General features: G+C 68.9%; 16 protein-coding genes. 10 read left to right on the forward strand and 6 right to left on the reverse strand.

Features of this window, described 5'->3' with window-relative positions:
• Positions 1-16 precede the first annotated feature (16 nt).
• Complete coding sequence (locus QNO08_RS04410; protein ID WP_229967551.1) at positions 17-3,589, forward strand: glycosyltransferase family 2 protein; 3,573 nt, start codon at positions 17-19, stop codon at positions 3,587-3,589.
• Positions 3,589-5,298, forward strand: a complete 1,710-nt coding sequence (locus QNO08_RS04415; RefSeq protein ID WP_229967158.1) for a DUF5719 family protein — start codon at positions 3,589-3,591, stop codon at positions 5,296-5,298. The genes QNO08_RS04410 and QNO08_RS04415 overlap by 1 nt, the downstream gene beginning before the upstream one ends.
• A 25-nt stretch (positions 5,299-5,323) precedes the next feature.
• Here QNO08_RS04415 and QNO08_RS04420 read toward each other — a convergent pair whose 3' ends face one another.
• Positions 5,324-5,893 carry a metallopeptidase family protein gene (locus tag QNO08_RS04420; protein ID WP_229967160.1) on the reverse strand — a complete coding sequence of 190 codons (570 nt, stop codon included), beginning with the start codon at positions 5,891-5,893 and terminating at the stop codon, positions 5,324-5,326.
• Between the two features lie 105 nt (positions 5,894-5,998).
• On the opposite strand from QNO08_RS04420, the gene QNO08_RS04425 reads away from it, so the two are divergent.
• From QNO08_RS04425 to QNO08_RS04440, 4 genes are all read left to right on the forward strand, one after another.
• Complete coding sequence (locus QNO08_RS04425) at positions 5,999-6,379, forward strand: DUF3499 domain-containing protein (RefSeq protein ID WP_229967162.1); 381 nt, start codon at positions 5,999-6,001, stop codon at positions 6,377-6,379.
• 95 nt (positions 6,380-6,474) lie between these two features.
• A complete protein-coding gene (locus QNO08_RS04430; protein ID WP_229967164.1) occupies positions 6,475-6,678 on the forward strand; it encodes a Trm112 family protein in 204 nt (67 codons plus the stop codon).
• A gap of 69 nt (positions 6,679-6,747) precedes the next feature.
• Complete coding sequence (ahcY, locus tag QNO08_RS04435) at positions 6,748-8,226, forward strand: adenosylhomocysteinase (protein WP_229967166.1); 1,479 nt, start codon at positions 6,748-6,750, stop codon at positions 8,224-8,226.
• A gap of 188 nt (positions 8,227-8,414) precedes the next feature.
• The gene (locus tag QNO08_RS04440) at positions 8,415-9,668 is read left to right on the forward strand and encodes a L,D-transpeptidase (RefSeq protein WP_229967167.1); all 1,254 of its coding nucleotides are present in this window, start codon (positions 8,415-8,417) and stop codon (positions 9,666-9,668) included.
• 31 nt (positions 9,669-9,699) lie between these two features.
• Here QNO08_RS04440 and QNO08_RS04445 read toward each other — a convergent pair whose 3' ends face one another.
• Complete coding sequence (locus QNO08_RS04445) at positions 9,700-10,503, reverse strand: RDD family protein (RefSeq protein WP_229967169.1); 804 nt, start codon at positions 10,501-10,503, stop codon at positions 9,700-9,702.
• Between the two features lie 82 nt (positions 10,504-10,585).
• Here QNO08_RS04445 and QNO08_RS04450 point away from each other — a divergent pair, with 82 nt between their 5' ends.
• Both QNO08_RS04450 and QNO08_RS04455 read left to right on the forward strand, forming a co-directional pair.
• A complete protein-coding gene (locus QNO08_RS04450; RefSeq protein ID WP_229967171.1) occupies positions 10,586-11,581 on the forward strand; it encodes a stage II sporulation protein M in 996 nt (331 codons plus the stop codon).
• Between the two features lie 210 nt (positions 11,582-11,791).
• Complete coding sequence (locus QNO08_RS04455; protein WP_229967173.1) at positions 11,792-13,441, forward strand: TIGR01906 family membrane protein; 1,650 nt, start codon at positions 11,792-11,794, stop codon at positions 13,439-13,441.
• Positions 13,442-13,550: 109 nt separating this feature from the next.
• On the opposite strand, the gene QNO08_RS04460 is transcribed toward QNO08_RS04455, so the two are convergent.
• Positions 13,551-15,374, reverse strand: coding sequence for an AMP-dependent synthetase/ligase (locus QNO08_RS04460; RefSeq protein WP_229967175.1), 1,824 nt, complete (start codon positions 15,372-15,374; stop codon positions 13,551-13,553).
• A 42-nt stretch (positions 15,375-15,416) separates the two neighbouring features.
• A complete protein-coding gene (locus tag QNO08_RS04465; protein WP_442860533.1) occupies positions 15,417-17,063 on the reverse strand; it encodes a dolichyl-phosphate-mannose--protein mannosyltransferase in 1,647 nt (548 codons plus the stop codon).
• 172 nt (positions 17,064-17,235) lie between these two features.
• Here QNO08_RS04465 and rsmI point away from each other — a divergent pair, with 172 nt between their 5' ends.
• The gene (rsmI, locus tag QNO08_RS04470; RefSeq protein ID WP_284016051.1) at positions 17,236-18,060 is read left to right on the forward strand and encodes a 16S rRNA (cytidine(1402)-2'-O)-methyltransferase; all 825 of its coding nucleotides are present in this window, start codon (positions 17,236-17,238) and stop codon (positions 18,058-18,060) included.
• Positions 18,061-18,251: 191 nt separating this feature from the next.
• On the forward strand, positions 18,252-19,733 hold the full coding sequence (locus QNO08_RS04475) for an NAD-dependent succinate-semialdehyde dehydrogenase (RefSeq protein ID WP_229967177.1): 1,482 nt from the start codon (positions 18,252-18,254) through the stop codon (positions 19,731-19,733).
• A 212-nt stretch (positions 19,734-19,945) separates the two neighbouring features.
• Here the strand turns inward: QNO08_RS04475 and QNO08_RS04480 are convergent, their stop codons facing one another.
• Together QNO08_RS04480 and QNO08_RS04485 are read right to left on the reverse strand one after the other, a co-directional pair.
• The gene (locus QNO08_RS04480) at positions 19,946-22,537 is read right to left on the reverse strand and encodes a transglutaminase TgpA family protein (protein WP_229967179.1); all 2,592 of its coding nucleotides are present in this window, start codon (positions 22,535-22,537) and stop codon (positions 19,946-19,948) included.
• The gene (locus tag QNO08_RS04485; protein ID WP_229967181.1) at positions 22,534-23,985 is read right to left on the reverse strand and encodes a DUF58 domain-containing protein; all 1,452 of its coding nucleotides are present in this window, start codon (positions 23,983-23,985) and stop codon (positions 22,534-22,536) included. Before QNO08_RS04485 ends, QNO08_RS04480 begins: the two co-directional genes overlap by 4 nt.
• Between the last annotated feature and the right edge of the window lie 7 nt (positions 23,986-23,992).

A 23,992-nucleotide genomic window follows, 5' to 3' on the forward strand; every position in this document is an offset into this window, starting at 1 on the left:
TCCTTCGCACGTTCGCATTTGCGCCGTTGTCGTTGCCCACAACGGCGCACAGTACCTTCCGGAAACACTCACCGCGCTGGCCGGACAAACCCGGCCCCCTGACCTTTGCGTCGGCGTCGACGCCGGCTCCACCGACAACTCCGCCGCGCTGCTGCAGCAGGGCCTCCCCGCCGGGAGCCCCGTCGTCACGGCACCGCCGAAAACCGGATTCGGCGCCGCCGTCCGGGCAGGTCTGGCCGAGCTGGACGCGCTGGCTGAACCCGCAACCGAGCCCTCAGACGGAATCGTTGACTGGCTCTGGCTGCTTCACGACGACTCAGCCCCCGCCCCGCAGGCGCTGCACGAGCTGCTCCTCGCCGTCGAGCGGGCACCCTCGGTGACCATTGCCGGCGCCAAGCAGGTTGAGTGGGAAAACGAGCGGCTGCTCGTGGACGTTGGCGTGTCGATCAGCCGGTGGGCTGAACGCGTCACCCTGATTGACGCCGACGAGCTGGACCAGGGCCAGTACGACGCCCGCAGCGACATTTTCGCCGTGAACTCCGCCGGCATGCTCGTGCGCCGGGACGCCTGGGAAGCCCTGGGCGGTTTTGACCCCGCCCTGCCCGGCACCGGCGACGACGTGGACCTGTGCTGGCGCAACCGGCTCGCCGGACACCGCGTCGTCGTCGTGCCGGCGGCGAAGGTGCGCCATGCCGGCAGCAGGCCGAACACTGCCGCCAGCGCCCGTGCCTTCCGCCGGGCCGAAATTTTCCTCCGCCTCAAGCATGCTCCGCTGTGGCAGCTGCCGTTCCTGATGGTTGGCGCCGTGCTGGGCGGTTTTGGCCGGCTGTTCCTGGGGATGCTCGCCAAGGATCCCGGCTACGCGCTGGCGTCGCTGACCGCGAGCATCGGCGGCGTGCTGCGGCCGGTGGACCTCTTCCGTTCCCGCCGCGCCGCTGCTGCCACCCGGACCCGTCCGCGCAGCGCGGTCAATGCCCTGATCACCGGCATGCGCGAAGTCCGCGAACACCGCCGGTCGCTTTTTGAAGCCGAACCGGCAGCTGCTTCGGCCGACGCATCCGGCCTTGCGACGCCGGCCGCGGCCGCCGACAGTGCGGGGCTCCTGGGCGCCAGCCTGGATGCCGGCGCCTCCGAGCCCAGCGGCGATTCCAACAACGATTTTTCCTCCCTGGCCGCCCCCTCCCGGGCCTGGGTGGGGGCCGGCGCCGTCGCCGCCGTGCTGCTGCTGCTCGCCGCGTCGCTGATCGCCCTGCACCGCTTTATCGGTGCGCCGGCGCTGGCCGGCGGGGCGCTGCTGCCCGTGTCCGGCAGCCTGGGGGAGATCTGGTCCAACGCCTCGGGCTGGTGGATCGAGCTGGGCTCCGGCTATCCCGGCCACGGAGATCCGTTCGATTACGTGCTGTGGCTGCTCGGTACCGCCGGACTCGGTCATACCAACGCTGCCGTTGTCGCCCTGATGCTGACGGCCATGCCGCTGGCCGGGCTCAGCGCCTGGTTTGCCGCCGGCGCACTGACCCGGCACCGCGGGCTGCGTTTCTGGGCCGCCGTGTTCTGGGGTGCCGCACCGGCACTGCAGGCCGCGCTGGGCGAGGGCCGGCTCGGCGCCCTGATCGCGCACATCCTGCTGCCGCTGTTCGTCCTGGCCATGCTGCGCGCCGTGGGCGGCGGGCGGCCGGCAGAGCTGCCGGCGGAGACCGAACGAAGCCGTGCGGGTGCACCCCGCGGCCTGGCACCGCGCACCGACGGTGCGCCCAGCTGGGCTGCGGCTGCCGCCGCGGGCTTGCTGCTGGCAGTTCTCACGGCCGCTGCGCCCACGCTGTTTGTGCTGGCCGCAGCGGCCGTCCTGCTGCTGTCCCTGCGGTTGCGCCGCCGGGCGCGGACGCTGTGGTGGTCACTGCTGCCGGCCGCAGCGATGCTGCTCCCGGTGGTGCTCTCCACGCTGAACCGGCCGCGTGCCCTGGCCGCGGACCCCGGGGTGCCCCTGGCCTTCGATCCCGCTGCGCTGTGGCAGCAGCTTCTGGGCTTTCCCACGGCCTTCGACGTCACCGGAAGCCTGCCGCTGGCAGGATTCCTGCCCGCCGGGCCCTGGCCCCTGGTGCTGGCGCTCATCATCGGCGCTCCCGTCGTGGCGCTTTCCGCTGCCGCCCTGTTCCTTGGCGCCCGAGCCGCGCCTGCCCGGCTGGCCTGGATCCTGAGCATTCTGGCACTTCTTGTGAGCTGGTTCTCGGCCTTCGTCGCGACCGGAGCCGCTCCTGACGCCCTCGTGACGCCCTTCCCGGCACCGTTGGTGTCGGCAGCGGTGTTCCTGCAGCTGTGCGCCGCACTGCTGGCCTGCGATGCCCTGTTGACGCGGCCTCGAACGCCGGCACGGCCCGGACGCACCGGCAGCCCGGGACGCACCCGCCGGTCCGGTCGCCCGATCGCCGTGCTGCTGGGGGTCCTGCTGGCGCTGGGCCCGGCGGCGAGCCTGGCCCTGTGGAGTGTTCCGCTGGCCACCGGCACTGCCGCTGGCGACGGAACGAACGGCGTGCACGGCGCCGCCTCCCTGGTGGCACCGGCGGCGGAACGCACGCTGCCCGCCACCGCTGCGGACAAGGGCAGCAGCGCAGAGCGCACCCGGACCCTGCTGCTGCGCACCGACGCCAACGACGACGTCACGGCTGCCTTGATGGGCAACGGCGGCACCACCCTGGACGGACTGTCGGCCATTTACGCCGCCCGGTCGATTACCGGACCGGTCAACGCCGAGCAGCTTGCCGACGACGACGACGCCGCCGCCGACCTGCGCCGCGCCGTCGCCGTCATCACAGCCGGAACCGGCGTGGATCCGCGCGGGGAACTGTCCCGTCTCGGGGTCGGCTACGTTGTCCTGCAGCAGTCCGACACCTCGGCGGAACTCCTGGCCGGCAGGATGGACTCGGTTCCCGGGTTGGCCCCCGTGGGGCAGACCGGCTCCGGCTGGCTGTGGCGGGTTGTCGGGCAGCTCGACGAGCAGGGCACCGAAGTCCTCTCGGAGCAGACCGGAAGGGTCCGCATCCTGGCCGCCGACGGCGCCGTGGAAACAGTCGTTCCGTCCGAGCGCACCAGCGTCCGGACCTCCATCCCGGCCGGCGGCGAAGGCCGGCAACTGGTGCTCGCCGAACGCGCCAACCCCGGATGGCAGGCGAGGCTGAACGGTGCAGAGCTGCCCGCGACAACCGACGGTTGGGCTCAGGCCTTCGAACTGCCCGCCGAGGGCGGAGAGCTGGAACTCGGCTACACCACCGTCTGGGAACCCTGGACCGGCGCCCTGCAGGTGCTCATCATCGCCCTGACCGTGCTGCTGGCACTGCCGACACGGTCCCGCACCGGCCCGGTCCGGCTGCCGGGCCGGCAGGGTCCGCGCCGCAGCGAGCCGGACAACGCCCTCCCCGACGGGGAAACCGCCGGCAGTTCAGCTGCCGCCCGGGAGCCGGCGACGGCGGCCGGCGGCACGGGTGCGGCATCGCCGGCCTCCGACGACGGACCGGCCCCGGGACGCACCCGGCCAAAGCAGAACGACAGAGTCAGCGCCTCCGGAGTATCCGGCGCGACGGAAGGAATGCGCTGATGAGCCGTAAGAACTCCGGCAAAAAGGCCAGCGGGCAGCAGGCCCCTGCCGGCGCCGCGGCCACGGACGGTGAAACGGCTGCGCACGACGCAACGGCTGCGCAGCAGAGCGAGCCGGAGGCCGGCCGGGCGGAAACCCGGTCCCGACGCCAGCGGCGGCGGCAGCGGGCCGCGTCGGCGGCTGCCGGCCTTCTGGTCCTTGCCGCAGCCTCTGCCGTGGTGGCCGGTTCAGTGGTCGCGGACTCCGGAAAGGCCGGCCGGAGCGTTGATGTTGCCGCGGCCGAAGTGCCGGCCGGACCGCTGACCGCCGTCTGCCCGGAGCCCCTGCGGCTACTGTCCGGCGACGTGGCCGGAACCGATCCGGAGTTCAGCCCCGTGTCGGCGTCCGCCCGGACCTCGCTCAGCGCCGCGGTGCTCAGCGGACCGGGCAACCCGGTGCCCGTGTCCTCCCTGCTGCGCGCTGACGGCACCGACCTGAAGACCATCGCCGACGACGCTCCGGATGCCGCCGCGCCCCTGGCCGGGGTGCGCAGCGCCGGCATCGTCAGCAGCCTCGATGTCTCCGAGGTGTCGGTGCTGAGCGCCGAGCCGACGGGCACCCTGCAGGCCACGGCCAATGCCGTGGTCAGCTTCACCGCTGCGGACGGAGACCTCGCCGGTCTCGCCGCGGCAAACTGCCAGGCGCCGGGCAACGACATGTGGATCACCGGCGCGCGCACCACGGTGGGGGCGACTGCCGTGCTGCGGCTGACGAATCCTTCGGAGAGCGCCGCCACCGTTGACCTGGACGTTTACGGCGCGAAGGGACGCGCCGAGGGGACAGGCACTCGGGGAATCCTGATTCCGCCGGGCGCCACGAAATCCATCGTCCTGGCGGGTCTGGCGGCAAACGAACCGGCTGTGGCCGTGCGGGTGCGCAGTTCCGGCGGGCCGGTCACCGCCCTGGTGCAGCAGAGCATCCTGCGCGGCCTGACGCCGGGCGGCGTGGAGCTGATTCAGCCGGCCGCGGCTGCCTCGCCGCAGCAGGTGATCACCGGTGTCCGGGTCCAGAAGCCGGCTGCCACCAAGAAAGTGGCCGCTCAGCGCGGCTACGACTTCGTGACGCCCGCCGTGCAGGTGGCCGTTCCCGGCAGCACGAACGCCGTGGTCTCGGTGAAGGTGCTCGGCCCCCGCGGCGAGCTGCCAATCCCCGGCGGCGGCGTGTTCACCGTTGCCGCCGGCAGCGTCGGCCAGCTGCCCCTGGACGCCCTGGCCGAAGGAACCTACACGGTGGAGGTCACCGCCGATGTGGCCGTGGTGGCCGGCGTGTCCTCCAGCCGCGGGGGAGAGCCCAACGCGCCTGTCGACATCGCCGTCGCACCGTCCGGGGAGCGGCTGGGCAGCGAGCACCTTGCGGTCATGCCGCCTCACAGCAGTTCTGTGCTCACCTTTGCCGCTCCGGCCGGTGCCGCTGAAGTGCGCCTGACCGGAGTCGGAGCCGACGGCGGCCTCAAGGAGGACCGGGTCGTCACCGTCGCCGGGGGAACCACGGTCAGCCTGCCGGCGGCCGAGGTGGGGTCCAACCTCGCCGCCGTGCTGATCAGCACCACCGGGGACGCGGTCTACGGCGCCCAGGTCCTCACCACAGCTGAGGGACCCGGCGTCTCCGTGCTGCCGCTGCCGAAGGGAAACATCGGCGGGCTGAGCGTTCCGGTCGGACTGGGCTACTGACCGGGGCTGCCTGCCGGCGGCCTGATCACAGCGGGCGGAACCGTCCGTAGGTGGGATCGACGGTCTCGGGATCCATCCCCATCAGGGTGGCCAGCTGTTCCACTACGACGTCGTGAATCAGTTCGCTGACGGGCACCAGGCCGCGCGCCGCGGACTCCACCGGATGGCGGTACACAGTAATCACCGCGGGCCGGGGACCCGACGCGGGAGTGCCGGTGCCGAAGGGAAGATGCCCGCCCGATGCGGCCAGTTCCTCGAGCCCGGGAGGTATGTCCTGGACGACGAACTGGTAGGTCTGGATGCTTTCGCCCCACAGCCGTTCCAGGCGCTGCGCGGATTCCAGGACCCAGGCATCAAAGCGTTCCGATCGGGTGCGCGACCCGGCCAAATGGGCCGGTATGAGTTCCCCGCGCAGGCCGCGGCCGTGCCGGTTGCGGCGGCGGCTGCGAAACGGCCTCGGCGGCCCGGGCCAGGCCGGTTCGGCCTCGACCGGTTCGGCCTCGGCAGGGCCCTTGGCGGGGTCGGTCTCCGGCGTGGCCGGCGCCGGCTCGTCGCCGGGGCCAAGATGCACCCTAAGAGTTGGTCCGGTGGACATATAAGAACTGTAGCCGCAGAAGCGGCTCCGCGGGCACTGTTTTTGCTGCCGGACGTTCGGCGAGCCTGCCGCCGCCTGGGCCTGCGGCGGGTAAAGTGGTCCTCCGTGGATTCCTTAAGACAGTGCTCAAGATCAGCGTGCCGACAGGCGGCTGTAGCCACCCTGACGTACGTTTATGCGGATTCCACTGCGGTGCTGGGACCGCTGGCCACGTACGCCGAACCCCATTGTTACGATTTGTGCAAAGAACACGCCGCCCGGCTGACTGCTCCGCTGGGGTGGGAAGTGGTCCGCCTGAATCTTTCCGGCCAGCCCCGCACTCCGGGCCGCGATGATCTCTCAGCACTCGTGGATGCCGTGCGGGAAGCGGCCGAGGCGCCTGACGCCGAGGCACCCAAACGCGCCGGCAAGAACGCACTGGAACCCCCGGCGGAGAACCCCGGTGCCCGGCGTTCCCATCTGCGCTTGCTCCGCGACGAGGTCTGAACACCGCGAAGTCGGTAACCGAAAGGGATAGTCTGAGGGCCTGCGCCGCGTATATCGAGCACGGCATCGACGTCTCCAAGGAAGTGCTGTAATCCATGGCTAAACTCACTGCCGACCTGATGGCGGTCCTGCGCTGCCCCGTGACCGGTTCCCCGCTCGAAGAAGACAACGGCGGACTGGTCTCGACCGCCCCCGACGCCGCCGGCCACCGCGTCCGCTACGTCTTGGAGGAGGGCATTCCGGTTTTGCTGGCGCCCTCGGTTGCCACGGCGTCCGATTCGCCCGCCACCTCGGACTGATTCTTCCGACCCGAACTGATTCTTCCGACACCTCGAACTGATTCTTCCGACCTCTAACTAAGGATCCGCGTGAGTTTTGATTTCAAAGTAGCCGACCTCTCCCTGGCCGAAGCCGGACGCCACCAGATCCGCCTGGCCGAACACGAGATGCCCGGTCTGATGGCCCTGCGCCGGGAGTACGGCCCCAGCCAGCCGCTGCAGGGCGCCCGGATCGCCGGATCCCTGCACATGACGGTGCAGACCGCCGTGCTGATCGAGACCCTCACCGCGCTGGGTGCCGAGGTCCGCTGGGCCTCCTGCAACATCTTCTCCACCCAGGACGAGGCGGCGGCCGCCGTCGTCGTCGGCAACGGAACCCCCGAGGCGCCGGCGGGCGTGCCGGTGTTTGCGTGGAAGAACGAGACGCTCGAGGAATACTGGTGGACCGCCCAGCAGATCCTCACCTGGCCCGAGGGCTCCGGCGGACCGAACATGATCCTGGACGACGGCGGCGACGCCACCATGCTGCTGCATGACGGAGTGAAGTTCGAGGCCGCAGGCGCCGTGCCGGAGAGCCCCGCGGAGGGCGACCCGGGCTACTCCCATGAATACACAATTGTCCTGGACGTCCTGCGCCGTTCCCTGGCCGAGAACCCGGGGAAATGGACCGAAATCGCCAAGGGCATCCGCGGCGTCACCGAAGAGACCACCACCGGGGTGCTGCGGCTCTACCAGCTCGCGGCCGACGGTCAGCTGCTCTTCCCGGCGATCAACGTCAATGACTCGGTGACCAAGTCCAAGTTCGACAACAAGTACGGCATCCGGCATTCCCTGCCGGACGGCCTGAACCGCGCCACGGACACGCTGATCGGCGGAAAAGTGGCGGTGGTCTGCGGCTACGGCGACGTCGGCAAGGGTGCGGCCGAAGCGCTGCGCGGCCAGGGCGCCCGCGTGATCGTCACTGAAATCGATCCCATCTGCGCACTGCAGGCAGCCATGGACGGCTACCAGGTGGCCAAGCTGGAATCGGTGCTCGCCGCCGGCGACATGTTCATCACCACCACCGGCAACAAGGACATCATCATGGCCGAACACATGGCCCGGATGAAGCACCAGGCGATCGTGGGCAATGTGGGCCACTTCGACAACGAGATTGACATGGCAGGCCTCGCGAAGATCCCCGGCATCCGGAAGGTCGAGATCAAACCGCAGGTGCACGAGTGGATCTTCGATGAGGGCACTGACAGCCAGCGCAGCATCATCGTGCTCTCCGAAGGCCGCCTGCTGAACCTGGGCAACGCCACAGGGCACCCCTCGTTTGTCATGTCCAACTCCTTTGCGAACCAGACCATCGCGCAGATTGAGCTGTTCACCAAGCACGGCAAATCAGTGGATGAGGGCGGATACGCCAACCAGGTGTACGTGCTGCCCAAGGTCCTGGACGAAAAGGTGGCCCGCCTGCACCTGGATGCTCTCGGCGTCGAACTCACCGAACTGACCAAGAGCCAGGCCGAGTACCTGGGCGTGGACGTGGCCGGTCCCTTTAAACCCGAGCACTACCGCTACTAGTCCGGGAGAAAACTCCGGGACGGTGCGCTGAGCGGCGCACCGTCCCGGGTCCTTGCCCGTGACGGCGAATCGGCCGCAGCGCGGCCGCATCAGGGGTCACCGCTGTCCGGGCATGACGTAAAATGTCGCAGGGGGAGCATGGTTGCTCCGCATCTGTCGAGAGCACCGGGAAGTATTGGTTACCAGTTATGGCAAAGGGTACAAAGAGGCGCAAGGGCTGGATTGTTGGGTCCGTCGTGGCCGGAGTCGTTGTGTTGGGCGGCGGCGCTGCTGTGGTCACCGCCTCCTCCTGGGCCGGTGAGGACTTTGGACTCCCGTCATTCACTGCGTCGTCACCGTCATCGTCGCCGTCGGCCACTCCCAGCCGGCCTCCGGCACCCGAGCCCGTTGCCGTTGTCACCCCGGAGGCGGACGCCGTCGAGGTGAACCCCGCGGCCGCTCCTGTTATCACCGTGCAGAAGGGAACCATTGAATCCGCCAAGCTGGCGCCGAGCGCCGGCGGCGAACCGGTTCCCGGCGAGCTCAGCGCGGGCGGCACCGTGTGGACGGCCACCGGCAAGCTGGCGTTCAACACGCCGTACAAGCTGACCTACACGCTGGCTGACGCCAACGGCGAGACCAGCACCAAAACCCGGCAGTTCACCACCGTGGCCACCGCCAACGAGGCCAACGCCGTCATGTATCCGGCGTCCGGGTCCACGGTGGGCACCGGACAGCCGATCGAACTGAGCTTCAGCGAGCCGGTGCTGAACAAGCCCGCCGTCGAAGCAGCCATCACCGTCACGTCCACATCAGGCCAGGTGGGCGCCTTCTACTGGATCAGCGACACCAAGGTCCGCTACCGGCCCGAGACCTTCTGGGCGCCGAACAGCAGCGTCACCGTGGACATGCAGCTTTTCGGCGTGGACTTCGGCAACGGCATGATCGGCAACTTCAACGAAACCGCGAGCTTCACCACCCACAACACGCGGCTGGCCGTGGTCGACAATGCGGACAAAATGATGCGGGTGTACATCGACGGGGTGCTGACCCGCACCTTCCCCGTCACGCTGGGCACCGAGGACTGGCCCTCCACGATCGGTTACCACGTGATCATGGACCAGCATGAAACCATCCCGTTCAAGGCGGAATCCCTGGGACTGAAGCCGGGAGACGAGGCCTACTACGAACCGGTAACCGCCAAGAACGCGTCCCGGATCTCCAACGGCGGCGCGTTCATCCACGAAGCGCTGCCGTCCGCGCAGCCGGTGCTGGGCAAGTCCAACGTGTCCCACGGGTGCATCGGGATGAGCCCCGAGGGCGCCAAATACATGTACGACAACTTCGACGCCGGCGACGTCGTCCAGGTGCTGAACACCGGCTACGGGCCGATGTACGTCTATGACGGCTTCGGGGACTGGAACCTGCCGTGGGCGGAGTGGATCAGCCAGCCCAAGCAGTAGCAGGATCGAGCTCCGCTGCAGCTGGATGGAGCTACCGGTCGAACGGGAGCCGGTGCAGTCGTTGGCCGATGTGCTCAGTGCGCTCGCGCTGCCGGGTCATCGACACATAGCTGCGGTTCCGGCGCTCGGCCATGACGGCGCTGAGATAGTCTTCGGCGAACGTCCCCGGCGGGGGCTGCGGCGACACGAAGGCCGAGACCTCCGCTGCCAGATCGGCGGCAAGAGTGGCGCGCGACTGCGGCGAGAGCCGGCTGCTCTGCGTCAGGAAGCGTGACACCCGTCGGGACAGCGCATCCGGAAGCCGTCCGATGTCGGCAAGTCCGGCCCAGGCGCGGAGCGACGGCGGCATCAGGACCTGCGCGGGCGGGGGAGCGGAGACCCGTTCCCGCAGGGCATAGGTTCCGGCCATGATGTCGCCGACGCGCTTGGACTTTTCATTGAACAGAGCCACGATGAAGGCCAGGGAGCCGGCGGTCAGGTAAATTTCGAGGACCGCAGTCATGCCCCGGATGAGGCAGTGGCGGAAGCGAACGGCTCCGCCGTCGTCGCGCACTATCCGCAGCCCCATGGCGAGGCGCCCCAGCGACTTGCCGCGGGTCAGCGTCTCGACGGCAACCGGAGCCCCCACCATGACCAGCACCACGATGGTCAAGATGAGGGTCCGTCCGAGAGCGGGATCGACGGACTCGCCCAGTGTCTGCCCGAACAGCAGCAGCACTCCGAAGAGCACGATGAGCTGGGCAAAAACGTCGATGATCGAGCTGAGGGCCCGCGCCGCGAAGGACGCCGGGCGCAGCTCCAGGACAACTGCCTCGCCGGTGACGATGGAACTCACGCGTTGTCCTCCCGGCGGCAGTTCGTGATTGGAACTCCACTGTACCCAGCGTTGGGGCGGAACCGTGGATTAGGGTGTAACCGTGGATATGGATGCCTTTAGCGCGGTGCACGCTCCGGACTGGCGCCGTCTGGACGACCTTGCGGCGCGCCGCCGGCTCAGCGGCGAGGAAGCCGATGAACTGCTGCGCCTGTACCAGCGCACCTCGGCCCATTTGTCGATGGTTCGGTCGGTGGCGCCGGAGGGCGCGCTGTCCGCGGCCCTGTCCATGCGGCTGTCCCGGGCGCGGACCCGGTTCACCGGTGCCCGCTCGAACTTCCTCGAGGATTTGGTGTCGTTCTTCGTCTTTGCGCTCCCGGCCGGCTTTTACCGGGTCCGCTGGCTCACGCTCGCCGTGGGGGCGGCGTTCATCCTCACGGCCTGGCTTTTCGGTGCGTGGACGGCGTCCAACCCCGCAGTCATCTCCGCCTCGCTGGGCTCGGACAGCCAGATCCGGCAGTACGTGGAACAGGACTTCGTCTCCTACTACTCGGAAAACCCGGCCGCTTCCTTCGCGGGAATGGTGTGGACCAACAACGCCTGGATCGCGCTGCAGGCCGTCGCCTTCGGCATTACCGGAATCTGGGGGCCGTTTGTCCTGTACCAAAACGCCATGGGCGTGGGAATGGCCGGCGGCACCATGGCTGCCTACGGAGAGTTGGACACCTTTTTCACCTACATCCTGCCGCACGGCCTCATGGAGCTGACCGCGGTGTTCATTGCCGTGGCGGCCGGATTGAGGATTTTTTGGGCCTGGGTGTCGCCTGGCCGGCGGACCCGTGCCGCGTCCGTCGCCGCTGAGGGACGTTCGCTGTTCACCGTGGCCCTGGGACTGGTGATCGTGCTGTTCCTGTCGGGGCTGGTGGAAGGGTTCGTGACCGCCTCCCCGCTGCCCGTCTGGCTGCGGATGGCCATTGGGGTTGCCCTCTTCGGGGCGTACTGGGCCTACACCCTGATCCTGGGCGGCCGGGCCTACCGCGCCGGGCACCGCGGGGACCTGTCGCGGCGGGACAGCGGGGAAGTGTTGCGGACCGCTTGACGTTTCCGGGGGCGGTGCGCGGACCGGCGTCCGGTCGACCTCCGGAGACGAAAGGGTAACGGTCCGATGCACTCTGCGGTGATGCGGGGTGGCGGCACGATACCTGATGCGCTCTCCCGGTAGGGTCGAAGGAGGATGGAGCCCGAAAGCCCACCGGAATCCGCAAAAACAGGCCATGACGCACAGGCCAGGGAAGTGAAAGAGGAAGTAGTGGCAAGCCAGGACGATACCCCCCAGCAAAAACCGACGCCCGGAGGCTCCGCCGATACTGAGCAGGACCGGCCCGAACAGGGCGCCCAGAGCGACGACGGCCTCAGCGACGCCAGCGAAACCATCGTCAGCGGTGAGCACGCGGTGGGAACCGAGGCTGCGGGAGCAGAATCAGCGGCACCGAACACCGGATCGCCCGCCGACGGATCGAACGCCGGCAACGGCGCAGCCGCCGACGCGACGACGACCGCAACTGACGTCGACGACGACGGCACGACGACCGCAACTGACGTCGACGACGACGGCACGACGACCGCAACTGACGTCGCCGACGACGACGGCCTCGACCACGACGACTGGGACGCGGCCTTTGCCGACGCCGCAGGAACACCGCCTGAAGCTGCCGGAGCGGTGGCCGTAACCGGGCCGCGCAACGGCACGGCAGGTGACGATGCCGACGTCGTGCCGGGAGGTCATCCCTCCCTTGCCCAGCGCAGCAGCTTGCCGATGCGCCATGCCAGCACGATGCCCAACCTCAACGGATACGCTGACCTCTCGGAGGAAGAACAGCGGGAGGCCGGGGACATCAACGCCGTGATTCCGTCCGGCAGCCATGCTGCCCATGGCTCCGGCACCGAAGAAGCTGCGACTGCTGCCGGGAAGACGCCCGCAGAAACTCCGGCGGCTGCCGCGGGTGCCGGTGCCGGTGCCGCAGGGTTGGGCGCCGTTTCCACGGATGCCGCTCCCCGGACCATGCAGATCAGCACGGCCACCGCGTCGGCTCCGGAAGGATCCGCGGCCAACGACTCCGGAGCGGAAGAGTCCGAGGTTGTCGAACCGGAGGCAGAACTGACCGACGACTACGAGATCTCGGCCGAGGAAGCCCGACGCCGGGCCGAGGAGCGTGAGCGGGCGGGCTCACCCAAGCCCGTCCTGGCCCGCATCCTGCAGGTAATGATCGCGGTGTTCTTCCCGGTGATGCTGCTTGCCGCGGCCATCCGGGCGGTTGCGACACCCCTGTTCCTCTGGATCGAATACCACCGGCCGGGGTTCCCGGCGGACGGCTACGGCTTCTCCACCGATGACCGGATGACCTACGGCTCATACGCCGTGGATTACCTGCTGAACTTCTCCGGTGCCCGCTACCTCGGCGACCTGGTCACGGCCGGCGGCGAGCCGCTGTACCTGGACAGCGAAGTCAGCCACATGGCGGATGTGAAGACGGTCCTGACCGTCGCGTTTGTCTCAGCACTGGTGATGGCCGTGCTGAGCGTGCTTGCCTGTGTGTATCTGGCCAAGCGCCGGCCCGGCGGAATCCGGCGGGCGCTCTTCTCCGGGGCGGTCTTGACCCTGGTTCTCGTTGGCGCGTTGATCGTCACGGCGGTTCTGGGGTGGGAGAACTTCTTCACCCAGGTGCACTCCATCTTCTTCGCCAACGGCAATTGGACGTTCCGGATGGATGACACCCTGATCCGGCTCTTCCCGGCCCAGTTCTGGATGGATGCCGGCATCGGCATTGCCGGTCTGGTGCTTCTGACCTGCATTGTCGTGCTGGTCTCCGCCTGGCCCACCAAGGCCCGGCGGGAACGCGCGCGCAGCAAGCAGGAAGCGGCCCGCCGCCGCTACCTCGACTCGCTGGAAGCGGTCTAACTTAGCGGTCTGATCCAGCGGTCCACCACCGTTGACCCAACAGAAAACTGCACGTCTCCGGCCGCCGGAGACGTGCAGTTTTTTGTTTGCTGGGGAGCTCCGCGGAGCGCTACTTCGTGTAGAGCTTTTCCACCTCGGCGGAGTAGTCGGCGATCACGGCGTTGCGGCGCAGCTTCAGTGTTGCCGTCAGGTGCCCGGACTCCAGCGAGAAGTCCTGCGGCAGCACGGTGAACTTGCGGATCTGCTCGGCCTGGGACACCGTGGCGTTCGCCGCGTCCACGGCCTCCTGCAGCGACGCGCGGACCCGCGGATCATCAGCCGCCGTCTTGGAGGTCACCGACGAGCCGTTCTCCCGCGCCCACCCCGCGAGGGTTTCGTCGTCCAGGGTCAGCAGCGCGGTCACAAACGGACGTCCCTCGCCGACGACAATCGCCTGCGACACCAGCCGGTGCTCCCGGATCTTCTCCTCCAGCGGCCCGGGGGCAATGTTCTTGCCGCCGGCCGTCACCAGGATGTCCTTTTTGCGGCCGGTGATGGTCAGGAATCCGTCGTCGTCCAGGGCGCCCATGTCCCCGGAGTGGAACCACTCACCGGTGAAGGCGGCAGCGTTCGCCGCGGGGTTGTTGTGGTAGCCCTTGAAGACGCCGGCGCCGCTGATCAGCACCTCGCCGTCGTCGGCAATCCGAACGGCCGATCCGGGCAGCGGCATGCCCACCGAACCCACCCGGGCCAGGGGGACGGTGTTCACGGTGGCCGGGGCCGTGGTCTCGGTCAAGCCGTAGCCCTCCAGGACCATCACGCCCGCTCCGCGGAAGAAGTGCGTGAGCTGCGGGCTCAGCGCGGAGGCGCCGCTGATGGCGTAGGTCAGCTTGCCGCCGAAGGCGTTGCGGACTTTGGGGTACAGCATCTTGTCGAAGAGTGCGTGCCGCAGTTTCAGCGCCGCGGACGGACCCTTGTTCCCGCGGGCAGCGGCGTCGACGGCGGTGGAATACGCGACGGCGGTCTCCGCGGCGGCGGTGAACAGCTTGCCCTTGCCGGCCGCCTCGGCGGAGGCCTGCGCCCCGGCGTAGATCTTTTCGAAGATCCGGGGAACGGCCAGCAGGAAGGTGGGCTGGAACGACTTCAGGTCGGCCATCAGGTCAGCGGCGCTGCTGGAATGGCCAACCCGGACCCCTGCAGCCAGGCACCCCACCTGCACGGCGCGGGCCAACACATGCGCCAGCGGCAGGAACATGAGCGTGCTGACTCCCTTTTCCTTGAGCATTTCCGGCAGGAACTCCACGATGTTCACTCCGAACAGGGCAAAGTTGCCGTGCGTGATTTCGCAGCCCTTGGGGCGGCCGGTGGTGCCGGAGGTGTAGACCATGGACGCCACCGATTCCAGCCCGGCCGCGGTCCGGGCCGCTTCCAGCCGGTCGTCGTCAACGCCGGAACCCGCAGCGATCAGCTCGCGGAACGCACCCGCGGCGGCGTCGTCGTTCATCAGCCAGATCTGAACCTCAACCTCACCGACCTCACCGGCCGCGGCGGCAGCCGAGACAACCGCGGCTTTGCGGGCGTCTTCGACAAACACGTGGGATGCGCCGGAATCCTGGAGGATCCACTCCACCTGCGAGGGGGAGGAGGTTTCATAAATGGGGACCGTGACCGCGCCGGCGAACCACACGGCCAGATCCACCAGGGTCCACTCGTAACAGGTCTTGGACATGACGGCCACGCTGTCGCCGGGGCGGACACCGAGGCCGATCAGGCCCTTGGCCAGCTCGCTGACGGAGGTCAGGAAGTCATTGGCCGTCACGTCCTTCCATCCGCCGTCGCTCTTCAGCGAGAACAGGGGATGGTCGGGAGTCCGGGCGTGCAGCCCCACCAGGATGTCGGTGATGTTTGACTCCGGAGCAAGATGGACCAGCAGATCAGTGGCAGATTCGCGCACTGGGGGCCTTTCTTTTGGTGCCTGCGCACATGGGTGGTGAGACTAAATCCAGCTGGGCATCCACATGCGCCGCCGCCAGTCAGAATACGGGATAGTTTCGGCCGTCCAGACCGGAAGGAAAAACGCGGTCATCAGGACGGCGGCCAAAAGGAAGAGTGCGACGGCGGCCGCACCCAGGCGCCGGCGGGTGATCGGGTCGGTTGCCCGGCCCAGGACCAGGCCCAGCACCCAGGTCAGGGCGAGGATCAGGAACGGCTCGAAAGACACGGCGTAGAAGAAGAACGTGGTGCGTTCCGGATAGGCGAACCACGGAAGATAGCCTGCGGCGACGCCGGCGAGGATGGCTCCGGCGCGCCAGTCGCGGCGGCCGATCCAGGCGAACAGGAGAACCAGCAGGGAAAAGGCGGCCGCCCACCAGATCAGCGGATTGCCCACCACGGAGACCGCGGAGGAGCAGGCATCAACGGGGCACCCGTCGACGCCGAGGGTCGAGGATTCATAAAAGAACGACGTCGGGCGGCCCATGAAGAGCCAGGTCCAGGCGCTGGACTCATAGGTGTGTTCGGAGCTGAGCCCGTTGTGGAAGGCATACGCGCTGCGGTGGTATTCCGCCAGGGAACGCAGCGAATCCGGCAGCCAGCCCCAGGCCTGCGACGGATTGTCCTGCGCCCAGTTCCGGCCGTACGCGTCGGCGGACCGCAGCCAGCCTGTCCACGACGCCAGATAGGTGAGCGCCGCGACGGGAATGATCGTGAAGAACGCCGGCACTCCGTCCTTGAGCAGACCGGCGGCAGGCCAGGCACGGATCCCGGCCACCCGGCGGGCACCGACATCCCACAGCACGGTCATCAGGCCGAAAACCGCGACAAACGCCAGCGCCGACCACTTCGTTCCCACCGCCAGGCCCAGGCAGATGCCCGCCGCCAGACGCCAGGGACGCCAGAGCAGCCACGGGCCGTATCTCAGCACATCTGCCGGCGGCGACCCGCCGCGGGCTGAACCGGAGAGCTTGCGGGCCAGCCGCCGTCGTCCGTCGTCGCGGTCCAGCAGCAGGGCGCCGAACGCGGCAACAACCCAGAAGGTCAGGAACACGTCCAGCAGCGAGGTGCGTGAATGCACCAGGTGATGACCGTCGACGGCCAACAGCAGGGCGGCAACGCCGCCCAGAAGCGGCGAGCGGAACAGCCGAACGGCGATGAGGCCCACCATCAGGACGGTCAGGGTGCCGGCAACCGCGGCGCCGAAACGCCAGCCGAAGCTGTTGTCGCTGCCGAAGAGCGCCATGCCGGCCGCGATCATCCACTTCCCGACCGGCGGATGCACCACGTATTCGGGAGTGGAGAGCAGGATGTCGGGGGTGCCGGCGTTGAACAAGGTGTTGGCGTCCTGAGGCCACTCACGCTCATAGCCGGAGACGAGATAGGAGTAGGCGTCCTTGACGTAGTAGGTCTCGTCGAAGACCAGCGACGGCGGTTGTCCCAGCCGGACGAAGCGCAGCACGCCGCCAATGACGGCGGCTGCCAGCGGCAGGAGCCAGCCCCAGAGCCCCAGGCTGAACGTGGTGCCCGGCGCCCAGCCCAGCAGGCGGTTCCGCAGCGCACTGAAGCTGAAGGCGGCCCCCGGATCGGAAACGAGCGGTGCTGCTCGAGGTACGGGGGTCTCACTCACGGTCAGGCTCACGCGCTCCACTCTATAGCGGCCGCCGGGCGTTCCCCGCCGCCAACTCGCGTAGGGTTAGATGGTGAATTCCAGCAAGCAGACCACCGGGCCAGGCACCACCAAGAACACGCAGAACGACGGCGGGAAGAGCGCCGCTGCCGGCAGCGCGGCGGGGAGCCCCGCGGGTGCCGCCGCCGGACAGATTGTGCTGGCCGCGACTCCCATCGGCAATATGGGGGACGCCACCACCCGGTTGATCGGACTGCTGGAGACGGCCGACGTGATCGCCGCCGAAGATACCCGCCGGCTCCACCGGCTCGTGTCCGCCCTGAAGATCACCACCACCGGGCGGATCATCAGCTACCACGAGCACAACGAAGCAACCCGCACCGCCGACCTGCTGGAAATGGTACGCGGCGGTGCCACCCTGCTGATGGTGACCGACGCCGGCATGCCCGCCGTGTCCGATCCGGGCTTCCGTCTCGTGGAGGCCGCCGCGAAGGAAGGCCTGACCGTCACCGCGGCTCCCGGCCCGTCCGCTGTCCTGACCGCCCTGGCGCTGTCCGGGCTGCCCACCGACCGGTTCTGCTTTGAGGGTTTCCTGCCCCGGAAGGCCGGTGAGCGCAGCGCCCGCCTGGCGGATCTGGCCGGAGAGCAGCGCACCATGGTGTTCTTTGAAGCCCCGCACCGGCTGGAACCGATGCTCCGCGCGTTGGACGCGGCCTTCGGCGGCGACCGCCGTGCCGCCGTCGCCCGCGAACTGACCAAGCTGCACGAGCAGGTGCTGCGGGGTCCGCTGCGCGAACTGCTCGAATGGGCCGAGACGTCCGAGATCCGCGGCGAGATCGCCGTCGTCGTGTCCGGGGCGGGCGAAGCGGCGCCTGAGCTGCCCGAGGATCATGTGGCGGCCGTGAACGGGCTGATCAGCCAGGGCGCGCGGCTCAAGGACGCCGTTGCCACCGTGGCGGAGGACGCCCGGATCAGCAAGCGGGAACTGTACTCGGCCGTCCTGGCTGCCCGCGGCTGACCTGACTGGCGGGAGACCGCCGGCGCTGACGTCGGGCCCCGCATCACACCTTCGTTGGCCATCTGCACAGTCCGGAGCGCCTGGCGTGGTGCACTTCTTTCTTTACAGTCCGAGCGGCACGCGCCTACGGTGATCTCAGATGACGGGCGACGTGCCCGGGCAACCACCGTCGAAATTTGGAGGCATCCCCCATGGGTATTACTGCTGACCGCGAAGCCGCCCTGCTGGCCCAGGTCCCCACCGGACTGTTGATTAACGGCGAGTGGCGGGATGCCGCCGGCGGCAAGACCTTCGACGTCGAAGACCCCGCCACCGGCAAGGTGCTGCTGAGCATCGCCGATGCCAGCGCCGAAGACGGCACCCTGGCCATGGACGCAGCCGCTGCGGCGCAGGAATCCTGGGCGAAGACCGCACCGCGGGAGCGCGGGGAAATCCTGCGCCGTGCCTTTGACCTGGTGACCGAGCGGGCAGAGGACTTCGCACTGCTGATGACCCTGGAAATGGGCAAGCCGCTGGCCGAAGCCCGCGGCGAGGTCACTTACGGTGCCGAATTCCTGCGCTGGTTCTCCGAGGAAGCGGTCCGCATCTCCGGGCGCTACGGCATGTCCCCGGACGGCAAGTCCCGCCTGATGGTCAACAAAAAGCCGGTCGGCCCGTGCCTGCTGATCACGCCGTGGAACTTCCCGCTCGCCATGGCCACGCGCAAGATCGCCCCCGCCGTCGCCGCAGGTTGCACCATGGTCCTCAAGCCGGCCAAGCTCACCCCGCTGACCTCGCAGCTTTTCGCCGCCGTCCTGATTGAGGCCGGCCTGCCCGCCGGGGTCCTGAACATTGTGTCCACCACCGCCGCCGGCGACGTCACCGGACCCATCATGAAGGACGAGCGCCTGCGCAAGGTCTCCTTCACCGGCTCCACCCCCGTGGGACAGGGCCTGATCCGCGACGCCGCGGACCGGGTGCTGCGCACCTCGATGGAGCTGGGCGGCAACGCTCCGTTCGTGGTCTTCGAGGACGCCGACGTCGACAAGGCAGTAACCGGCGCGATGCTCGCCAAGCTGCGGAACATGGGCGAGGCCTGCACCGCCGCAAACCGCTTCATCGTGCATGAATCGGTGGCCGATGAATTCGCAGAGAAATTCGCCGCGAAGGTCGGTGCCATGACCACTGCGCGCGGCACCGAGGACGAGTCCAAGATCGGTCCGCTGATCGACGCAAAGAGCCGCGACAAGGTTCATGCGCTGGTTTCGGACGCGGTCGACGGCGGTGCCTCGGCCCTAGTGGGCGGGGCACCGGTGGACGGACCCGGCTACTTCTACCAGCCGACGGTCCTCAAGAACGTGGCGCCGGACGCACGGATCCTGCAGGAGGAAATCTTCGGCCCCGTGGCTCCGATCGTCACGTTCTCCACCGAGGATGAAGCAGTGGCGCTGGCCAACAACACCGAATACGGTCTCGTGGCCTACGTCTTCACCGAAGACCTGAACCGCGGCCTGCGCATCGGCGAGAAGCTGGAGACCGGCATGCTGGGCCTGAACGCCGGCGTCATCTCCAACGCTGCCGCGCCGTTCGGCGGGGTCAAGCAGTCGGGACTGGGCCGGGAAGGCGGAGCCGAAGGCATCGAGGAGTACCTCTACACGCAGTACATCGGCATCGCTGACCCGTCCGACGGCTAAGTCTGGGGAAGGCCCGGTCCAGGTCCCGAGTGGGGCCGGGCCGGGCTGTCCGGCCGGGCCAGCCCTCCAATCTGCTGCCATTCCGGGATTGTGCTGCCGTTTTGGGCATTTGCTGCCGCCGCGGACCGGCAGTAAATGCCCAAAACGGTCGAATAATCCTGAACCGGTCGATTTTCCGCGGTCGCCCTGTGTTGGTCCCGGCTCGCTTCGAATCAGCGGCGAAACCGCGAGGCCAATGACGCCGGGAAAAACCGAGCCCGGAGGCGGGAACCCAGAGGGGCCGTTGAGGCCAGACTCTCCCGCACCGTGGTGACGTCATCCCAGAGCCGTTCCGCCCATGCTGCTCCGGACTCGTCGGCATCGGCTCCGGCCGAAACACCCGTCGAGGAAAGAGTTCCTGTTTCGGTAACAGGCGCTGTCCCCACAGATTCTGCCCCAACAGACCCTGCCCCAACAGGCGATGCTCCAACATCAGGAACTTCGCCACCAGGTATCCGGGGACGGGGCGCCGCATAGACCTCCTCTTCGTAGGCACCGCGGAGCCGCTGAAGGGCGAGCGCGGGGCCATCCGGCAGGCCGGCGTCGTGCGTCAGGCGCAAAGCGTAGGCGCGCGGAGACTCAGCCTTCCGGGGCAGGTGGCCGTAGTCCAGACCCGTGTCGGCGGCTTCGTCCCAGGCCAGGGAGGCCGGCCCCGGATGCGGCCCGTCCGCGCCGTCCGGCCCGTCCGCGTTGCCCGGCCCGCCCGCGTTGCCCGTCCTGCCCTCCCGGCCTGTCCTGCCCGTCCGCACCGGACCGGTAAGCCCGCGTCTGCGGATGCTGCGCCGGCGTCGCCGCAGCGCCCACGGGCTCAGCAGCGCGGCGGCAACAGTGAGGAGCGCCAACGCCGCCCCCAGGACTTTTCCGGCACCGCTTTCCGCCGGAGTCACCGGCGCCGCGACGGGCGGTGTCGAGGGCGTCGCCCGAGGTTGCGGGGCCGGCTCCGTCTCCGGCACGGGCCGGTCCAGCTCCGCTGCTCCGCTTTCGGTACTTTCCCCGGGAGCGGTCCGAGGCTGCACGCTATACGCCGGAACGGAGCCCCGCGACGGGGTGGGCTCGAAGCGGACCCAGCCCGTGCCTTCGAAGTAGAGTTCCGGCCAGGCATGGGCATCGCGGGCGTCCACTTCAAATTCCCGCAGTTCCTCGCCGCGGGCATCAGTGACGGTTTCTCCAGTGGAGCGGCCCGGCGCGAAGCCCAGGGCCATGCGGCTGGGGATGCCCATATCACGGGCCATCACCGCCATCGCCGCGGCGTAGTGGATGCAGTAACCGGACTTTTCTTCCAGGAACCGGTCCAGGATATCCATGCCGTTGCCGTCGTAACCGCCTTCGACCGGTGCCTCCAGTGAATACGTGAAGTCAGTTCCGCGGAGGTAGGCCTGAATCGCCACGGCCTGCTCATACGGTCCCTTGGCTCCGGCGGTTGCGGTGAGCGCCGCCTCCCGGATACTTGCGGGCAGGTCCTCCGGGATGGCGGTGAAGATCGGGTCCACCGCGTTTTCCGCGGCAGGTTCCAGCGCCTCCAGATCATCAGGGGAGATGTTCAGGGAAGCGCTTTGGACCATGTAATCCAGCCGTGACGCTTTCCGGTTTCCTTCCGCGATGACTGTCATGGTTTTCGGATCCCAGCTGAACCGGCCGCTGGCTCCATTGACCTGCAGCGGAGCATACGGAGTCAGAAGCCACGGACTGGCGTAGGTTTCCGACCGCACCCGCGTGGTGACCGTCGTACTGCCTGCTGCCGGCTCGTCCGCTTCGGCCGGAACCATGTCCTGCAGGCCGGCGAGCCGGGTCTCCGAGCGGAGATCGGGCGCCCACCGCTGGCCGGAAAAGTCCTCCAGCGTGGTCGAGCGCAGATAGACGGGCTGCGCAGAATTGGTGGCGTAGCGGATCCGGCCCGACGCCGAGGGCTGCCGCAGGTCATTGCCGAGCGCCACCACCGGGTTCAAACCGGACTGCCCGGTCCAAATGTTCAGCCGCGATCCCTGCGGAAAGGTGCCCTGGGTGAATCCGGGAAGAGCCGCATTCAGGCCCAACGCGACCACGAGGGCGGCGGCACCAATCCCGGCGGCAATGCCCATCTGCCGGCCGGGGGGCCGCCGGGCTGCGGCTGCGCTGCGGGGACGCTCCTGCCAGGAGCCGGTGGCCAGAACCAGCAGGTACCCGGCGCAGGCCAGGACAAAGGGGAACACTCCGATGCTGTCCGGTTTCAGGACCGCCGGAACGGTCAGCAGGGCCAGCAGTCCCAGCCCGCTCGCCGCCGGCATCCGCAGCGTGGTGGCGAGCGTATCGACCAGCAGCGTGATCAGGCCTGTGCCGAGGCACGCGATGAACACAATCCCGGGATCGGCCAGCACCGGAGGCACCTGGTTCATGATGGTCGACTGCGCCTCGGCGACCAGTCCAGCGCTGCGCTCCAGCGTGGCGGCCGTGGGCAGCAGGCCCAGCACGGCCGTTGACGCGGCGAACAGCCAGGTCAGGACGACGACGAGGGCAGCGAGGCCGACGGCGGGAACCAGAGCGGTGGGAAACCGGAACCGGCGGGCGGCAGCCATGGCGGAGACCACTGCTGCCGTGGTGAGGACCAGCGGAGGAAACCAGGCCCAGCCGTCGAAGACTCCGTACAAGCTGATGCTGCACAGCAGGACCGCGGCAGCGCTGGCTCCGGCTGACGCCCAGTCCCACGGGGGCCGGAAACGCGAACGGGTGGACGCCGGCGGGGGAGGAGCCGGACCATCCGTTGAGGGCCGGCTCAGTGTGGCGGTCATGGGCGGTCCTCGTGGGGAATCGATGCAGCAGGAACGGGCGGGGCGGCGGAGGTTCCGAAGGTGGCCCAGATGCGGGCCACATCGGATTCGGGGGTGGCTGCGGCTGCGTCCCAGCCGCCGGCGCGCAGGACGGCCACTGCCGGGCCGACGTCCTGGACCCGGTCGGCCACCAGGATGGCGCAGGCCCGGGACGCGTAGTCGGCCACCGGGGCCAGCCGGTGCGCATCCTCGACGGACAGCCGTCCCAGCACGGCCACCAGCGGGCCGCGCCGGCGCTGGGCCAGGAAATCGAGCAGGGCATCGCCGAACGCTGCTCCGTTCCCGGCCGGTTGCTCGGACCCCGCCCTCCGTCGTCCGGCCCGGTGGCCCGGCACGCTGCCGGCGCCGTCGTCGTTTGCGGCGTTGAGCGGCCGCTCCGAGGAGCGGGAATCAAGTTCCAGCGCCGCCAGCCCGTCAGCGATGTCCAGCAGGCCGCCCGGACCGCTGAACTCCCGCTGCCGGGGATCGGGCGCCGAGGGGGAGCGCGCCAGTGCCGGGCGGGCGCAGGCGTCCAGCAGGTGGAGGGAGTAACCGTTCTCCACCAGGTGCGCGGCCGTGGAGACCGCGGCCGTCACCGCCCACTCGAAGGACTCCGAGGTGGACAGTCCGTTGCCGCCGGCCGGATCCATCCAGAGGCTGGAGCCGGCGCCTCCTGCATAGCAGCCCTCCCGCGCGTCGAGCAGCAGCGTGGCACCCGGGGAGGTGACGGGTTCTTCCTGCCGGACCATCAATTCGCCGTGCCGTGCGGTTGCTGCCCAGTGGACCCGCCGCATCGGATCGCCGGCGCGGTACTCGCGCGTGGACACGTCGTCCTCGCTGGGACTGCCGCGGCGCGGGCTGGCCACCGACCCTTCGGTGCCCCGCGGACTGCCGAGCACCGTGCGGGGCAGGGGCTGCGGTGCCGGGGACACCACCAGGGAATCCACGCCGCCGAGGGTGTGCAGCCGCCGGGAGAGGCCAAACAGGTCCTGGAAGTCCGCGGTCACGGGCCCGATGGAGAAAAGGCCGCGACGGGCGGAGCGCAGCTGGTACTCGTAGGTGCTGGCGCCGTCGGGTCCGGGAAAGCGCGCCGGAAACCGGAACACGGGGCTTTCCCCGAAGCGCAGCGGCAGCCCCTCACGCATGGTGGCGCTCTCCCGGAGCGGCTGCGCCGGGCGCAGGGACAGGACCACCGTCACGGGAACCCCCGTCTCCGCGGAAGAGGGGCTGAAGGTGCGCTCGACGTCGAAAACCGGCTTCAGCAGCCGCAGCGCCAGCGCCGACAGCAGCGGCAGCACAAGCAGGAACACCCCGAGGACAAGCACGTCCCGGCGGCCCATGACCTGGGCGGTCAGCAGCGCGGCCAGTCCGGTCAGGAGCAAACCCCAGCCGCGCGGCGTCAGCAGCCGGGCGGTAGTCGCTAATTCCATGGAGCCT

Source organism: Arthrobacter sp. zg-Y820 (assembly GCF_030142155.1).
GTDB lineage: Bacteria > Actinomycetota > Actinomycetes > Actinomycetales > Micrococcaceae > Arthrobacter_B.

Excerpts from the sequence above, each read along its gene's own strand:
- QNO08_RS04480 (WP_229967179.1), bottom strand. The coding sequence starts at position 22,537 with ATGACCGCCACACTGAGCCGGCCCTCAACGGATGGTCCGGCTCCTCCC.
- QNO08_RS04485 (WP_229967181.1), bottom strand. The coding sequence starts at position 23,985 with ATGGAATTAGCGACTACCGCCCGGCTGCTGACGCCGCGCGGCTGGGGT.
- QNO08_RS04430 (WP_229967164.1), top strand. The coding sequence starts at position 6,475 with ATGGCTAAACTCACTGCCGACCTGATGGCGGTCCTGCGCTGCCCCGTG.
- QNO08_RS04440 (WP_229967167.1), top strand. The coding sequence starts at position 8,415 with ATGGCAAAGGGTACAAAGAGGCGCAAGGGCTGGATTGTTGGGTCCGTC.
- QNO08_RS04415 (WP_229967158.1), top strand. The coding sequence starts at position 3,589 with ATGAGCCGTAAGAACTCCGGCAAAAAGGCCAGCGGGCAGCAGGCCCCT.
- QNO08_RS04475 (WP_229967177.1), top strand. The coding sequence starts at position 18,252 with ATGGGTATTACTGCTGACCGCGAAGCCGCCCTGCTGGCCCAGGTCCCC.
- QNO08_RS04420 (WP_229967160.1), bottom strand. The coding sequence starts at position 5,893 with ATGTCCACCGGACCAACTCTTAGGGTGCATCTTGGCCCCGGCGACGAG.